12 protein-coding genes are annotated in these 14,382 nt (G+C 64.2%); 3 read left to right on the forward strand and 9 right to left on the reverse strand.

Annotation, left to right across the window (positions count from 1 at the left end; genetic code table 11):
- Positions 1–191: 191 nt before the first annotated feature.
- Together FHW83_RS00685 and FHW83_RS00690 are read right to left on the reverse strand one after the other, a co-directional pair.
- The gene (locus tag FHW83_RS00685) at positions 192–1,016 is read right to left on the reverse strand and encodes a phosphate/phosphite/phosphonate ABC transporter substrate-binding protein (protein ID WP_176644457.1); all 825 of its coding nucleotides are present in this window, start codon (positions 1,014–1,016) and stop codon (positions 192–194) included.
- Positions 1,013–1,957: a fatty acid desaturase gene (locus FHW83_RS00690; RefSeq protein WP_176644458.1), complete on the reverse strand. Its 945-nt coding sequence runs from the start codon at positions 1,955–1,957 to the stop codon at positions 1,013–1,015. The genes FHW83_RS00685 and FHW83_RS00690 overlap by 4 nt, the downstream gene beginning before the upstream one ends.
- A 139-nt stretch (positions 1,958–2,096) precedes the next feature.
- Here FHW83_RS00690 and FHW83_RS00695 point away from each other — a divergent pair, with 139 nt between their 5' ends.
- From FHW83_RS00695 to aroQ, 3 genes are read left to right on the forward strand one after another with little or no spacing between them, the layout of a single operon-like run.
- Positions 2,097–3,698, forward strand: coding sequence for a carboxylesterase/lipase family protein (locus tag FHW83_RS00695; protein WP_176644459.1), 1,602 nt, complete (start codon positions 2,097–2,099; stop codon positions 3,696–3,698).
- Positions 3,699–3,717: 19 nt separating this feature from the next.
- A complete protein-coding gene (locus FHW83_RS00700; protein WP_176644460.1) occupies positions 3,718–5,025 on the forward strand; it encodes an MFS transporter in 1,308 nt (435 codons plus the stop codon).
- Between the two features lie 2 nt (positions 5,026–5,027).
- The gene (gene aroQ, locus FHW83_RS00705; RefSeq protein WP_176644461.1) at positions 5,028–5,459 is read left to right on the forward strand and encodes a type II 3-dehydroquinate dehydratase; all 432 of its coding nucleotides are present in this window, start codon (positions 5,028–5,030) and stop codon (positions 5,457–5,459) included.
- A gap of 139 nt (positions 5,460–5,598) precedes the next feature.
- On the opposite strand, the gene FHW83_RS00710 is transcribed toward aroQ, so the two are convergent.
- From FHW83_RS00710 to FHW83_RS00740, 7 genes are all read right to left on the reverse strand, one after another.
- Positions 5,599–6,468 carry a sugar phosphate isomerase/epimerase gene (locus tag FHW83_RS00710; protein ID WP_176644462.1) on the reverse strand — a complete coding sequence of 290 codons (870 nt, stop codon included), beginning with the start codon at positions 6,466–6,468 and terminating at the stop codon, positions 5,599–5,601.
- The gene (locus FHW83_RS00715; RefSeq protein ID WP_176644463.1) at positions 6,465–7,334 is read right to left on the reverse strand and encodes a VOC family protein; all 870 of its coding nucleotides are present in this window, start codon (positions 7,332–7,334) and stop codon (positions 6,465–6,467) included. The genes FHW83_RS00710 and FHW83_RS00715 overlap by 4 nt, the downstream gene beginning before the upstream one ends.
- The gene (locus FHW83_RS00720) at positions 7,315–8,193 is read right to left on the reverse strand and encodes a shikimate dehydrogenase (RefSeq protein ID WP_176644464.1); all 879 of its coding nucleotides are present in this window, start codon (positions 8,191–8,193) and stop codon (positions 7,315–7,317) included. Before FHW83_RS00720 ends, FHW83_RS00715 begins: the two co-directional genes overlap by 20 nt.
- 104 nt (positions 8,194–8,297) lie before the next feature.
- Entirely contained in the window at positions 8,298–8,975 is a 678-nt protein-coding gene (locus FHW83_RS00725) for a TetR/AcrR family transcriptional regulator (protein WP_176644465.1), read from the reverse strand.
- Between the two features lie 38 nt (positions 8,976–9,013).
- Positions 9,014–10,075 carry an alpha/beta hydrolase gene (locus tag FHW83_RS00730; RefSeq protein ID WP_176644466.1) on the reverse strand — a complete coding sequence of 354 codons (1,062 nt, stop codon included), beginning with the start codon at positions 10,073–10,075 and terminating at the stop codon, positions 9,014–9,016.
- Between the two features lie 15 nt (positions 10,076–10,090).
- On the reverse strand, positions 10,091–13,027 hold the full coding sequence (locus FHW83_RS00735; RefSeq protein WP_176644467.1) for a TonB-dependent receptor domain-containing protein: 2,937 nt from the start codon (positions 13,025–13,027) through the stop codon (positions 10,091–10,093).
- A 153-nt stretch (positions 13,028–13,180) separates the two neighbouring features.
- Entirely contained in the window at positions 13,181–14,365 is a 1,185-nt protein-coding gene (locus FHW83_RS00740) for an ABC transporter substrate-binding protein (RefSeq protein WP_176644468.1), read from the reverse strand.
- Positions 14,366–14,382: the final 17 nt, after the last annotated feature.

Consider the following 14,382-nt stretch of genomic DNA (forward strand, 5'->3'; position numbering starts at 1 on the left):
ATGACAGCGTCCAGGATGTCGTCCCTGGCTTTGAAGTGGTGATAGAAATTCCCCGCGAGATCCAAATGCCGCTAAGTTAAGGCTTATTGGACCGCAAACTGATGAGCCGTCATTCCCGCGCAGGCGGGAATCCATAGGGCGCGTGGTCATAAGTTCAGCATGGATTCCCGCCTTCGCGGGCATGACGACTCTTAACTTGGCGGCATTACCGCGCGATCCCCACTGAATAATGCAGGATACCCCGCTGCGACAGCTTCGGACTCCAACTGGGCGATGCGGTTGTAATCGGCATCGGGACGATGCTGGAAGGCTTTGATGCGAACCGCCGTCATGTGCTCGCGCAGTCGCGGGCTGGGTGAGAGCAAGGCGCGGCGCAGGTGTAACCGCACCTCATCCGGCACGCTGTGCGCGGTAATCAGCGGCAGGCCAGGTGAGGATGCGGAGTATTGCAGGATCTTGATGCCCTGGATGATGTCCGGCAGTTCGCCGCGCAGATAGCCGAAGGTGACGCAGTCGATGGCGGCGATGTCAGCCTCCTCTTCACGTACCGCGCGCAGGCTGGCGACGTGACTGCCAGTCCATTTCACTCTGCCGAAGAAGCGGCCGTCGCGCGCCAGTGGCGCCGCCGCGTGCCGCAGCACGTTCATGCCGCTGTTGGAGTGCTGGTCGTTGACGGCAGCGGTCAGGCCACGCGCTTCGGCCAGCGACTTCACGCCATCCACAGCGCGGGTGACGATGACGCTGGCGTAGTTGCTGCCATCGCAGCCGGGAAAATCAAAACACGGCGTTGCCAGCAAGGTCGTCACGCCGCGCAGGAAGCTCACATAGGGATAACCGCAAGTCTGGCCGACCAGCAGGTCCGGGCGGCGCCACAGGGCCGGCAGCTCCGGTTCGCGCAGCAGCTGCGCTTCATCGCGCACGCCAGCATCGACCAACAAGGTCGCCAGCAACGCCTCGTACTCCCGCTGCAGGCGCGGGGTGACGTTATACATCGGCAGGGATACGGTCCAGTTCATGGCATGCGAGGGTGTACAGGGGCGTCGATGGGATGGAAGCCGTAGCGGCGCATCAGCTCACCGTAACCGTCGATCTGGAAGCCGCCGCTGCGCGCATTATAAGCCTCGCGCCGCGCACCATACACGCGCGGCAGCAGATACCACGGCAGCGATGGCAGATCGTGGTGCACCAGATGCAGGTTATTGTTCAGGAACAGGATGCGGAACACCAGGCCGGCGTCATTCAGCACGATGCGCTGCTTGTGGTCTTCGGCCGGGCGGTGTTCATAATAGGAGCGTATCATCGCCAGCGATTGCGCCGGATACGAGATCGCCAACAGATACCACAGCGCCGACACGCCAAACGCCGCATCGATCCACCACAACAGGGCCGCTAGCATCGACAGGTGGCGCAGCCATACGCCGGCATCGCGCCAGTCGCCGCGCGCAAGCTGGTGTGCCGCACCGCCCCAGGTGGTGGCGATCGCCAGCGCCGGCCCGATCGCCAGCCGGCCCCAGAACGTCTTGTTCAGCCAATGCAGCGCGCGCAGCGGGCGGCTCATGGCCTGCCACTCGGCGAGCGACACATAGGTGCTCTCGGCGTCCAGCTCCGGCAGCGTGAGGTCGAAATCGTTGTGATGGCGCAGATGGCTCTCGCGGTAAATCTCGTACGGATACCACACCGCCAGCGGCGCATAGCCGAACACGCGGTTGAGCCACGGCCACCGCGTGGGATGGCCATGGATCAGCTCATGCTGGAGCGACATGTACCAGGCGCACCACCACACCATCATCAGCGTGGCCGGCACGGCGCCCAGCAGCGGCCAACAGGCCAGCGTAGCGAGCCAGCCGCCATAAATCACCACGATCAGCAGCCATGTGGGCCATTCGCCGCGCCACAATGGGCGGCTGCGTTCCGTCGTCACTTCCTTCCGCTGTGCGTCATCGATCCAAGCTTGCATATACAAATCTCCTACGGCCGAGTATATGCAGGTGCCCAAGCGGTGGAAACGAATTTAAACAAGTTTTCTTATGCAGATTCTGTGGAATTAACTAAATAGTTAGTGTATTCTGTTTTGAAAACCTATAAGGAGACATGGCATGAAATACATGGCGATCGTCGGCATGGCGCTGGCGGGCGTGGCATCGGCGCAAACGGTGACCATCGACAGCGGCAGGATCGAGGGTGTGACGCTGCCCTCCGGCGTGCGGGCCTGGCTGGGCGTGCCCTTCGCCGCGCCGCCGGTGCGCGAACTGCGCTGGCGCGCGCCGCAGCCGGTGACGCCATGGCGCGGCGTCTACCACGCCGACCGCAAGGGACCGGAATGCATCCAACTGTTGCGCCGCAAGGACATCAACCACTACTTTGGCGAAGAAGCCACCAGCGAGGATTGCCTGTACCTCAACGTCTGGTCGCCGGCCAAGGCCAGGGCTTCGGCCAAACTGCCGGTGATCGTCTTCATACACGGCGGCGGCTTCACGGTCGGCTCCAGCGGGATGGCGCTGTACGGCGGCGAGAACGTGGCCGCGCGCGGCGACGCGGTGTTCGTCAACATGAACTACCGGCTCGGCATCCTCGGCTACATGGCGCACCCCGAACTGACCGCCGAATCGCCGCAACACGCCTCCGGCAATTACGGCTTCCTCGACCAGATCGCGGCGCTGCGCTGGATACAGAAGAATATCGCGCGTTTCGGCGGCGATCCCGCGCGCGTGACCATTTCCGGCCAGTCCGCCGGCGCGGCGTCGGTCGGCACCCTGCTCGCCAGCCCGCTGGCCAAGGGCCTGTTCCAGCGCGCGGTGCTGATGAGCGGCGCGGGCGTCAGCAATAACGCGCCATCGCTGGCGGAATCCGAGAAGACCGGGCTGGAAGTACAACAAGCCGTCGGCGCGGCCTCGCTGGACGAAATGCGCCAACTGCCCGCCGATAAAGTCTTCGCCGTGCAGCGCGACTTCCAGTTTGGCGAATCCGGTTCGGTTTCGGTCAAGCCTAACATCGATGGTTACGTCCTGCCCGACACTATCCCCAACATCTACGCCACCGGCAAACAGAATGACGTGCCGGTGATGGCCGGCTTCACCGCCGACGACATCAGTTTCAGCCCGCTGCGCGGCGTCTCCACGCTGGCGCAGTTCCGCGCCACCGCCACCGCGATGTACGGCGACCGCGCGCAGCGGTTCCTCGACCTTTACCCCGCCACCACAGATGCCGAGGCGGCGCACATGAGCCGCCTGTACAGCCGCCAGGCCATGATCGAGAAAGGCACGCGCGCACTGGCGCTGTCGCAGAAGGCTACCGGCAAGGCCCCGTTCTACATGTTCCTGTTCTCGCACGTACAGCCGTTTAATCCGGCGGTGCGGGTGAAGGACAATCCGCAGGGCGCGTATCACACCTCCGATGTGCCTTACTGGTTCCAGACACAGGACGCGCTCAACATGTTTCGCCCTACCCGCAACTGGCAGCCCTATGATCGCGCGCTATCCGCGCGCATGATGGACAGCCTGCTGGCGTTCGCCCGCAAAGGCGATCCCGCAACACCGGCCACGCCGTGGCCCCAATGGCGGCCGGACAGTGCACAATACGTGGAGTTCGGGGCCAGCGTGACCGTGCAGTCAGAAGACACGGCACAGATGGAGTTCCAGAACCAGCCCGTCAACATCACGCCGGGCGGTTCGCCGCTGCCGCGTGGTACGCGCGACTAAAAACTACGGAGACCGCAGTATGAATCACACCACGGCGACCTACGCGGGAAATCCCGCGGCGCGCACCCGCACCCGCTTCACCATGCTCGCCCTGCTGGCCATCGGCACCGTCATCAACTACATGGACCGCACGGTGCTGGGTATCGCCGCGCCGTTGATGACGCAGGATCTGCAGATCAACGCCGCGCTTATGGGGCTGGTGTTCTCGGCCTTCTCATGGACCTACGCGCTGGCGCAGATACCGGGCGGGATCTTCCTCGACCGATTCGGCAGCAAACTGACCTACTTTCTGGCGCTGACATTCTGGTCCATCTTCACAGGACTGCAAGGCGCGGCGGTGGGCTTAAAGTCGCTGCTGCTGGTGCGCTTCGGCCTTGGCGTCAGCGAGGCGCCCTGCTTCCCCGTCAACAGCCGCGTGGTCGCCACATGGTTTCCGCAGCACGAACGGGCGCGCGCCACCGGCATCTACACCGTGGGCGAGTATCTAGGCCTTGCGTGTTTTGCGCCCAGCCTGTTCTGGCTAATGCATAACTTCGGCTGGCGCGCGCTGTTCGTGGTGGTGGGCGCGGTAGGCGTGCTATTCGCGCTGGTGTGGTGGCGCGTGTACCGCGAGCCCAAGGACTCCACCACCGTCAACCAGGCGGAACTCGATTACATCGCGGCGGGCGGCGGGCTGGAAGAGTCCAAGACCGAGAAGACCAAGTTTGCGTGGAGCGATGTGATCAAGCTGCTGCGCATCCGCCAGATCTGGGGCGCCAGCCTTGGGCAGTTCGCGGGCAATACCACGCTGGTGTTTTTCCTGACGTGGTTCCCGACCTATCTTGCGACCGAGCGGCAGATGGGATGGCTCAAGGTCGGCTTCTTCGCGGTGCTGCCATTCCTTGCCGCCGCGGTGGGCGTGATGTTCGGCGGCTGGGTGTCGGATTGGCTGCTCAAGCGCACCGGTTCGGCCAACGTGGCGCGCAAGCTGCCCATCATCTGCGGCTTGATCGGCGCGGCCAGCATCATCGGCGCCAACTACGTTGACAGCGACGTGGCCGTGATCGCGATCCTGTCCTTCGCGTTCTTCGGTCAGGGCATGGTGGGGCTGGGCTGGACGCTGATCTCCGATGTCGCGCCCAAGCACTTGATGGGGCTTACCGGCGGCATCTTCAACACCTGCTCCAACCTGGCGGGCATCGTGACGCCGCTGGTCATTGGCTTCATCATCAGCGCCACTGGATCATTCTTCTACGCGCTGGTGTACGTGTGTGCGGCGGCGGTGGCCGGATTACTGGCGTACGTGTTCGTTGTCGGTGACGTGCACCGGGTACAAATAGAGGACTGAGAATGAAAATTTTGCTGCTACACGGGATCAACCTGAACATGTTCGGCAAGCGCGATCCCGCGCAGTATGGCACCGTCACGCTGGCCGAAATCGACCAGCGAGTGCAGGCGCTGGGCATCGAACTGGGTGCTGAAGTGGAGAGTTTCCAGACCAATCACGAGGGCGAAATGTGCGAACGCATCCACCGTGCGCACGAGGAAGGCTTTGATGCCGTGATGATCAACGCCGGCGCGTGGACCCACTACAGTTACGGCATCCGCGACGCGCTGGCGATTTTGAAGGTGCCGATCGTGGAAGTACACATGTCCAACGTCCACGCCCGCGAGCCATTCCGGCACGTCTCCGTGTTTGCGGACATAGTAAAAGGACAGATATGCGGTTTTGGCGCTGACAGCTACCTGCTGGCACTACGCGCAGCCATCTCCGCCGTCTAAAATTCGGGGTCAGCTCTGACATTCGGACAGTCAGATAGCTTGTTTGATCTGCGTCAAGACGCGATTTTAGACGTTTTGGCGTATTGATCGAGATCAAATAATATGTCTGGTTGTCCGAATGTCAGAGCTGACCCCGAATTTATAGGGTTGCGCCGCGGATCTGGAGGCTGCGGCGCAGCACCTGGTCGGTGACCCATTTGGCCGAGCGGCGGGCGCGTTGGGCTACCAGGTCGGGCGCCATTTGGAGGTAGTCGTCGTTGAAGACTTCGAAGCTGTAGTCGCCGCGATAGCCCGCACGATCAAGGCGGCGCACAAGGTCCGACAGCTCCACCGAATGCTCCCCTTCGCCGGGGAATACACGCAGGTGGCGCGCGGTTTCCAGGCGTTCTTCCGATGAGCGAATTTCGCGCCACATGAAGTCCGAAAGCTGCACCATGGCGATCTTGGACCACGGGATCAGGTCCACCGTGTCATATGCCGCGCCATTGGCCAGCATGTGGAAGGAGTCGATCACCACGCCCAGGTTGGCGTGATCGGCACGTTCCACCGCTTCCCACGCCACTTCGTATTCGCTGACATTGCGCCCCCACGACAAGGCCTCGAAACCCACCCGAACGCCCAGCGGCACCGCCAGCGTCGCCAGCTTGGCCAGGTCGCGCGCGATCTTGTCCAGATCCCCGCTCGCGTGTTTGGAGGTCGATGAACACACCATCAATAGTGGCGATCCCACCGCCTGGCAGATTTGCAGCATGCTCTTGGCGATGTCCACCTTGTAGTCGTGCAGCGTGCCGCTGAGGCCTTCGTAGTCGCGCATGACCTGGATGCCGGTCACGCGGATGCCGCTCTCGCGCACCAGCCTCACCGCCGCCTCCAGCCCGCCCGGATAGTTCACCAGGTCCTTGGCCCATAACATCAGTTGCGAAAAGCCGGCGCTGCGCGAGGCCTCCAGCTTCATCTCCAGCGTGCCGGCCAGCGTGATGGTGTCCATGCCAAAGTTACTCAGGTTCATACGCCCTCGCTGTGGACCAGTTCAAAACTGACGCTGCCCTTGAACAGCTGGGTCAACGCGCCCTTTTCGCACGGCTGCACCGGCGGCCGATCGACAAAGGTCACGCCGCGCTCCTGCAAGGTACGCACCGCGCCCATCACGTCGCGCGTGCCGAAGCCGACGCGTATCAATTCCTCATCCCAGTGACCATCATCGCTGCCGGCCGGCGGTTCGATCAGTTGCAGGTAGAAGCGCTTGCACGGGCTTTCCAGCAGCGTCCCTGATGGCAGCACGCCCTGCACCACGCCTTGCGGAACCACGCGGAAGCTCATCAGGTGCTGGTAGAAGTCGATCCACTGCGCCGTGCGGTCGCGGCGGATGGCTTGCACCACGCCGAAGAAGCCCATGTCCGGCACCACCGGCTTGGGCAAGGGCTGCTCGCTGATCTTGAAGTCGACGTCGTAGATTGAGAAGTCCTGGTAGCGGTCGACGAAGTACAGCACCGAGTCGCCGGCGCCATGCACGCCGGGGATGTTCAGTTCCATCGCGCCGGCCCGCGTGGGAATCGCCCACGCGCCGCGCGCCAGCGCGTGCTGGTAGGCGGCGCCCGCATCGCGCACGCGGAAGGCGATGGCGGACAAGGTGGTGGTGCCGCGGTCGGCGTCGGCCACCGCCCACGCCACCGGATCGGCGTTGACGACGATGTTCATGCCGCCCTGCCGGTACAGCACCACTTCGCGCGAGCGATGGCGGCCGACCTGCACGAAGCCCATGGTCTCCAGCACCGCACCCAATGCCAATGGCTCTGAGGTGGCGTATTCCACGAATTCGATGCCGTCCAAGCCGAGCGGGTTGCTTGGCAGGGGATTATTTTCCTGAGTCTTCATTTGCTTGCAGCTCCTTGAAGTGCTGTTGCATGCGTGAGGCGTCGGGCTGCACGCCGGTGAACAATTCAAATGCTTTCACGGCCTGGAACACGGCCATGCCGCCGCCGGTCATGGTGCGGCAGCCCTTGGCCTGCGCCGCTTGCAGCAGCGCGGTTTGCAGCGGGAAGTAGACAATCTCCGACACCCACTGGCCGGGCCGCAGCAGCTCGGCCGGCAGCGGCAGGCCGGGATGCTTGGCCATGCCGGTTGGTGTGGCGTGGATCAGGCCATCCGCCACGCGCATCGCCGCTTCCAGCTCGGTGCAGGCGACCGCCCGACCTTCACCGAAACGCTTGTTGAGCGACGCAGCAAGCGCCTCGGCGCGGCCTTGGTCGGCGTCGACGAGACGCAGGGTTTTCGCGCCCATCATCAGCGCGGCGTGCGCCGTGGCGGCGCCTGCGCCCCCGGCGCCCAGTTGCACCACTTCGCCCATCGCCACGTCCGGCAGGCTGGCCTTGAAGCTTTCGGCAAAGCCCCACCAGTCGGTGTTGTAGCCGGTACGCTTGCCGTCCTTGAACACCACGGTGTTGACGGCGCCGATCGCGCGCGCGTCGTCACACAGCTCATCCAGCAGCGGGATGACGTGCTGCTTGGCGGGATAGGTGATGTTCAGGCCGGAGAAGCCCAGCAGCTCGGCGGCGTCCAGCAGTTCCGGCAGCTGCTCGACTTTGAGGCCCAGCCGGTCCAGGTCCAGCAGTTGATACAGGCAGTGCATGCCGTTGGCGGCGGCCTCGCGCTCGTGCATGGCCGGCGTGAGCGAGCGGCCGATGCCGGCTCCGATCAGGCCCAGCAAGATACGGCGTGGTGCGGTAAGGGACATAGGTGTTATTCCGATCAGGTCTGGTTGACGATTCATACTACACTAACCAGTTAGTTAAATTCAAGTTAAAAACAGTCTTGTTTCGGCTGTTTTGCGACATCGGGTCAGTGGGCGCGCACGTAGCGCAGGATCATGTCGATCACCGCCTCGCGGCGCTTGGCGTGGACATCGGCCGCCTTGAGGTCGCGGCCGAAGATAAAGCTGAAGGTGTGCTGGTTGGAGACGTTGTAGAACGACAGCGCGCTGATCGACATGTGCAGGTCGACCGGATCCACGTCCGGACGGAACACGCCCTCAGCCACGCCGCGCGCGCACAGGCCTTCCAGCAGGCCGATGGCGGGCTTGTTAATGGCCTTGAGCGCCGGGATCTTGCGTATGTATTCGCCGTTGTGGATATTCTCGGTCATCACCATGCGGATGAACTCCGGATGCTGGGCGTGGTAGTCGAAGGTCGATCCCACCAGCGCGCGCAGCGCCGGCACCGGCGGCAGCTCGTCCAGGTGGAAGCCGTGCTCGATCTGGCGGAAGCGCGTGTAGCTCTCCTCCAGCGCGGCCACGTACAGCCCTTCCTTGTTGCCGAAGTAGTAGTAGATCATGCCCTTGTTGGCGCCCGTCTCCGCCGCGATCTCGTCGATGCGCGCACCGCTTAACCCCAGCCGCGAAAACTCCTGGATCGCGACGTTGAGGATGCGGCTGCGCGTGCCATCTTCGTCGGCTGGCGCCGGCGCCGCCGCTTTCTTGCGCGGCGCCTTGCTTGCAGGTTTGGTTATTTTTGCTGTCATGGCATTATTCTAACCGAACCCCAAGCACGCGCCACACCTCATCGCCCCAGATACCTGTCATAGAACCTTGCGGTGATTTCGTACAGGTCGCGCGCCTCGGGATAGTCCGGATTGGTCATGAAACCATGGCCCAGGCCATCGTAGATCAGCAGCTCGGACGCCACGCCCGCCTTGAGCAGGCGCCGGTGCCCGTAGGCGGCGGAGCTCATGGCGAAGTCGCGCGTGCCGGTGGCGAAGATCGTGGGCGGGAATTTGGCCAGCACCGCCAGGTCGTTGGCCGGCGTGACGGCCGGATCGTCAACGCTGACGTTGTCCAGGTACGATGGTCCCGGCGGCATGGCGATGCTGGCTCCCGTCGCCAGCCCCGCGAATACGGCCGAATCGCCCTCCATGAAGCGCGCGCCCAAACCGGCGCAATACACGCCGATCACGCCGGGCGCCGGCAAGCCGGCCTTCTGGAACGATGCTACGCTTTGCGCCACCAGCGCGCCGCCAGCCGAGCAGCCCACCAGTCCGATGTTGGCCGGCTTGTAATCCTTCAGCACCGCCTGATACACCTTGGTGAAGTCCTCAGTCGCCGCCGGGAAGCGGTACTCCGGTCCCTGCCGGTACAACAGCGAGATGACCTTGAAGCGCCCCACCGCCGACACCGGAATGCTGATCAACAGGCCGTTGGCGCGGATGCCGGTGCGGAAGCCGCCGCCGGGCGCATTGATCATGATGCGGTTGCGGTTAGCTTCCGGCACGCCGCCCTTGGGCGTGATGACGGCCACCGAAATGCCATTCAGCGTGGTTTCCTCCACGTCGACCGGGTACAGCTCGCGCATGTGCCGCACGTTGGGCTGCAGGGCCGCGTTCATGGCCTTGCGCAGCTCCGCCATGTCCGTGGCATCAGGCGGCTTGGCGGCGCCCGGCCCTTCGGTCGGCCGGCTACGCCGGATGATCTCCTGCGAAGCCGGGCTAAGGATGTTGGACAGCTCGATGGCCGCCTCGCGCACATGCGCTGTGCCGGCGGCGTCCACCGTCACCTGTTTCTGCGCCACCGCCGGCAGCGCCATGGTGCAGGCGGCCAGCAGCACCACCAGTCTGGATGATTTCATAAAGTCCCCCATGGATCAGAACTTGGTGCGCACGCCCAGGTAGTACGAGCGGCCGATGATGTCGTAGGTCGACGCCAGCGTCAGGTTCTGGTTACCCGGCACATACGCGGGATCGCGGTTGAACAGGTTGTTGATGCCGGCGCGCAGCGTGACGTTCTTGGTCAGCGAGTAGCGCACGCCAAGGTCGAAGATGTCGTACTTGGCCACGCCGGCGGTCGGGCTGGCGGGACGGGTCACGGTGGTGACGTCGTCCATCGCCGGGATATGGCGCCAGCGCAGATTGCCGGAGAAGGCGCCCAGATCGTAGCGGAAGGTGACGGTCGACTGCCACGCCGGACGAATCACCGTATCCACCGTGCCCTTGAATTCCTTGATGGCGTCACCCGGCAGCGCCTGCGACTGATAGCTGTTGGTGAAGCTGACCGCCGTGTTGATGTTGAAGGTGCCCGCGTCCTTGGACAGGCCGACCGCCGACAGCGGGAAGCGCCAGTCCAGCTGCACATCCACGCCGGAAGTCTTCAGCAGGCCGAGGTTCAGGTACGGCGCCGACACTTGCGTCAGCAGGCCGTTGGCGTCGCGCGAGATCAGCTGGCAGAACGCGTTGGCGGCCGAATAGCTCGGATTGGAACCATCGAGGTTGTAGCATTTGTTGAGCGCCGACGCCGCTGGCACCGCCGAAATGGTGTCCTTGATCTTGATGGTGTAGTAGTCGATCGAGCCGCTCAGCTGCGAGAACAGCGGCCATGGCAGCTGCGGCGTGAACACCAGCCCCAGGGTGCGCGTATCGGCGACCTCCGGCTTCAGGTTCGGATTGCCGGAGGAGACGGTGGACGTGGCCACGGTCGGGAAGGTGTAGCTGTCGACCACATTGGACGGCACGCCGGTGGCCACGCACAAGGCGCGCAGTTGCGCGGCATTGGCGCCGGTGCGGGCGGCGGTGCGCACGTCGCAAGGCTCGCCGCCGTTAGGCGGGCTACCGAACTGCACCTGGTTGCCGCTGGCGGCGCTATACAGCTCCCCGATATTGGGGGCGCGGATGGCGTGCTGGATGCCGCCGCGCACCAGCCAGTTCTTCACCGGCGTCCATTCCAGTTCCACCTTGTAGGTGCCGGCGTTGACGCCGGTATCGTAGTTGGAATGGCGGTAGCCCGGCGTGATGCCCAGCGACTTGGCGAACGGCGCGTCCGCCAGCAGCGGGATGCGCAGCTCCAGCGCCACTTCCTTCACCGAGGTCCGGCCCGACGAGCGCTGCGACGCGATCACCGCCTCGATGTTTTGCGCCGCCAGTTGCGAATCCGGCACGTAGTCGTAGGTGTTCTTGCGGTAGTTGGCCGATGCCGAGAACTGCATCTCGCCGGCCGGCAGCGTGGCCAGCGTGCCTTGCAAACTGGCTTCGGCGATGCGCTGGCTCAGGGTTTCGCGGCTCAGCGCATTGGTGGAGATGTAATTGCGGCACGCGTCCGACAGCGAGCGCGAATTCGCGTCGCCAAAAGGATTGAAGCCGCCCGCGCAGATCGAGGCGCCGCCGTCCTTGGCGTTCAGCAGTTCCTGCACGCGCGAGGTCAGCACCGCGTTGAACTGGGTCTGGTCGTGCACCGTACGGTCAGCCGAGACGTAGGCGTCCCAGCTCCAGTCGCGGAACGGCAGATCGCCGCGCGCGCCGACGATCAACTGGTCGACCGTATAAGCCTCGTCCCACTGCTTGTTCGGCACCCCGACAAAGCGGCTATTCCACAGGAACGGCGCGGTCGGATCGGGACGCGAAGCCAGGATGGTTTTCAGGTCGGCCGGGACGAAGGGATTGGACAACGGCACCAAGGTGTTGGCGCCCTGCCCGAACTGCGTCAGCGTGCGGCCGGAATTGGTGTGCGCCACCGAGCGCGTATGCAGGAACTGGGCATAGCCGGTCAGCTCGGGCGTGAAACGGTAGTCCAGTTTCTCAAACAGGCTTTCGCGGCGCAGGCCATTCAGCAGGTCATTCTGGATCAGCACCGGCATGCGCACGTTGCCGCCGATGATGGCGTAGGCGCCGCTGGTGACGCCCTGGTAGTTGACCGCGCCGCTCTGGCTGAACAGCGTGCCATTGTCGTTGAAGCCGAGGTTATTGGTGCGCGGGACGGTGGCGCTCACGCCGTATTTGGAGAATACGCTGTTGACGGCGGCCTGCGTCGGCAGGTTGTTGGCCGCCGGCAGATAGGTGCTGGTGCCCAGGTAGCTCGACGGCACGCCCAGCGCGAAGAACGGCCGCGCGCGGCCCGGCAGGCTTTCGCGATCGTCATAGCTGACCGAGAACAGCGAGAAGCCCTTGCCCTCATCGAATTCGGTGCCGGCCGTGAGCGACGGGCTGACTTTGCGCAGATCGCCCTTTTGCGAGTTTCCGTACTGGACGTCGAACACGATGCCCTTCATCTTGCGCAGCGATTTGAAGTTGATCACGCCCGACATGGCGTCCGAACCGTAGACAGCGGAGGCGCCGCCGCTGATGGTCTCGATGCCGTCGATCACCGCCTGCGGCACGGTATTGATGTCTACCTGGCCGAAGGCGCTGGCCAGCGGCAGGCGGCGGCCATCCAGCAGCACCAGGTTGCGGTTGTCGCCCAGGCCGCGCAAGTCCAGCGTGGCGCGCGCGCCTGTGCCCTGCCCGCCGGTGGCGGCGGTGCCGGACGGCGTGAACTGCGGCAGCTGGTTCAGCGTCGCTTCCAGCGTGACGTTGCCGCTTTCCTGCAGCACGTCCTTGGTGGTGGCGACGATGGGGCTGGGCGAGGTGTAGTTGCGGGTGGCGATGCGCGAGCCGGTGATCACCACCGATTCCATCTTCGGCATCTCCTCGACCGCCGGCATGGGCGGCGCTTCCGCCGCGGTCTGCGCCTGCGCGCTGATCACGGCGCTAAAACCGAGCACACTGCTCTTCAGGGCGAAGCCTTGCCACGCACCGATGCGAATCTTGTTCATCTGCTGTCTCCGTCGTTGTGGTTGTTTTTTTGATCCTGAGCAGACATTACACTAACTAGATAGTTAACTTCAAATAGATTCTTTGCGCGGGCCATAAAAAAATCGCGCCGCACAGGTGCGGCGCGATGCTTGCGTGTTTATTCCACCACAGATTTATACGCCGGGATCGCGCACTTTCTCGACCTGGTCGAACTCCACGTTGAACCATGCGCCGCCCACCGCTTCCGCCTTGCGGATGTAGACCGTCTGCACGATGTCGCGCGTGGCGGCGTCGATGCTGACCGGGCCGCGCACGCTGGTCCAGGCCATGCCCTTCATCGCCGCCAACAGTTTGTCGCCGTTGCTGTCGCCGCCCGTTTGCTTCAGCGCCTGGTACAGCAGGTGCATGCCGTCGTAGGCGCCGACCGAGTGGAAGTTGGGGCGCATGCCCTTGTTTGCCTTGGTGAAGGCCTCGACGTAAGCCTTGTTCTCCGCCGATGGGTGCGCGGCCGAGTAATGGTGGCTGCTCACCACACCCGCCGCCGCGGGGCCGATGCTGGCCATCAGGTCGTCGTCCAGCACGTCGCCGGTGCAGATCAGGCGAATGCCGGCGGCGGCCAGGCCACGGTCGGTGAACTGCTTGAGCACAGCCGCGCCCTCGCCCGACGGGACGAACACGAACAGCGCGTCCGGCTTCAGGTCCTTCACCTTGGCCAGGAACGGCGCGTAGTCCGGGTTGCGCAGCGGCGCGCGCAGGCTGTCCACCACCTTGCCGCCCGCTTCGGTGAAGTCCTTGACGAAGACCTTCTCGGCGTCCAGACCGGGGCCGTAGTCGCTGACGAAAGTCACCACGTTCTTGATCTTGTTCCTGCCGGCCCATTGCGCCATCGGCGCGGTGACCTGCGCCAGCGTGAAGCCTGTACGCACGATGTAGGGCGAGCGTTGCGGAATCACCGAGGTGGCCGCGGCCATCACGATCATCGGCACCTTGGCCTGGGTGGCCACCGGCGCGGCGGCGAACGCCAGCGGCGTCAGGCCGAAACCGGCCAGCACCTGCACCTTGTCGCGCGAGACCAGTTCCTGCGCCAGCCGCTTGGTGACGTCCGGCGCCACGCCGCCATCGTCCTTCAGGATGATTTCGACCGGACGGCCGCCCGCCACACTGCCGTTCTGCTGCATGTACAGCTTGACGGCGGCCTCGATCTGGCGGCCGGTGGAGGCGAACGGACCGGACATCGGCACGATCAGGCCCACCTTCAGCGGCTCGGCGGCATGGCTGATGGATGGCAGCACGCCCGCCGACAGCGCGGCCGCGCCGAGCAGGATGTGGCGGCGCTGGCTATTGATATGTTCAGTCATGGGGTCTCCTTTTCTCT

The sequence above is a fragment of the Duganella sp. SG902 genome (assembly GCF_013376005.1).
GTDB lineage: Bacteria > Pseudomonadota > Gammaproteobacteria > Burkholderiales > Burkholderiaceae_D > Rugamonas.

What these genes read in the sequence shown, in the direction of transcription:
- FHW83_RS00685 (WP_176644457.1), bottom strand. Translation starts at nt 1,016, where the DNA reads ATGAACTGGACCGTATCCCTGCCGATGTATAACGTCACCCCGCGCCTG.
- FHW83_RS00690 (WP_176644458.1), bottom strand. Translation starts at nt 1,957, where the DNA reads ATGCAAGCTTGGATCGATGACGCACAGCGGAAGGAAGTGACGACGGAA.
- FHW83_RS00695 (WP_176644459.1), top strand. Translation starts at nt 2,097, where the DNA reads ATGAAATACATGGCGATCGTCGGCATGGCGCTGGCGGGCGTGGCATCG.
- FHW83_RS00700 (WP_176644460.1), top strand. Translation starts at nt 3,718, where the DNA reads ATGAATCACACCACGGCGACCTACGCGGGAAATCCCGCGGCGCGCACC.
- aroQ (WP_176644461.1), top strand. Translation starts at nt 5,028, where the DNA reads ATGAAAATTTTGCTGCTACACGGGATCAACCTGAACATGTTCGGCAAG.
- FHW83_RS00710 (WP_176644462.1), bottom strand. Translation starts at nt 6,468, where the DNA reads ATGAACCTGAGTAACTTTGGCATGGACACCATCACGCTGGCCGGCACG.
- FHW83_RS00715 (WP_176644463.1), bottom strand. Translation starts at nt 7,334, where the DNA reads ATGAAGACTCAGGAAAATAATCCCCTGCCAAGCAACCCGCTCGGCTTG.
- FHW83_RS00720 (WP_176644464.1), bottom strand. Translation starts at nt 8,193, where the DNA reads ATGTCCCTTACCGCACCACGCCGTATCTTGCTGGGCCTGATCGGAGCC.
- FHW83_RS00725 (WP_176644465.1), bottom strand. Translation starts at nt 8,975, where the DNA reads ATGACAGCAAAAATAACCAAACCTGCAAGCAAGGCGCCGCGCAAGAAA.
- FHW83_RS00730 (WP_176644466.1), bottom strand. Translation starts at nt 10,075, where the DNA reads ATGAAATCATCCAGACTGGTGGTGCTGCTGGCCGCCTGCACCATGGCG.
- FHW83_RS00735 (WP_176644467.1), bottom strand. Translation starts at nt 13,027, where the DNA reads ATGAACAAGATTCGCATCGGTGCGTGGCAAGGCTTCGCCCTGAAGAGC.
- FHW83_RS00740 (WP_176644468.1), bottom strand. Translation starts at nt 14,365, where the DNA reads ATGACTGAACATATCAATAGCCAGCGCCGCCACATCCTGCTCGGCGCG.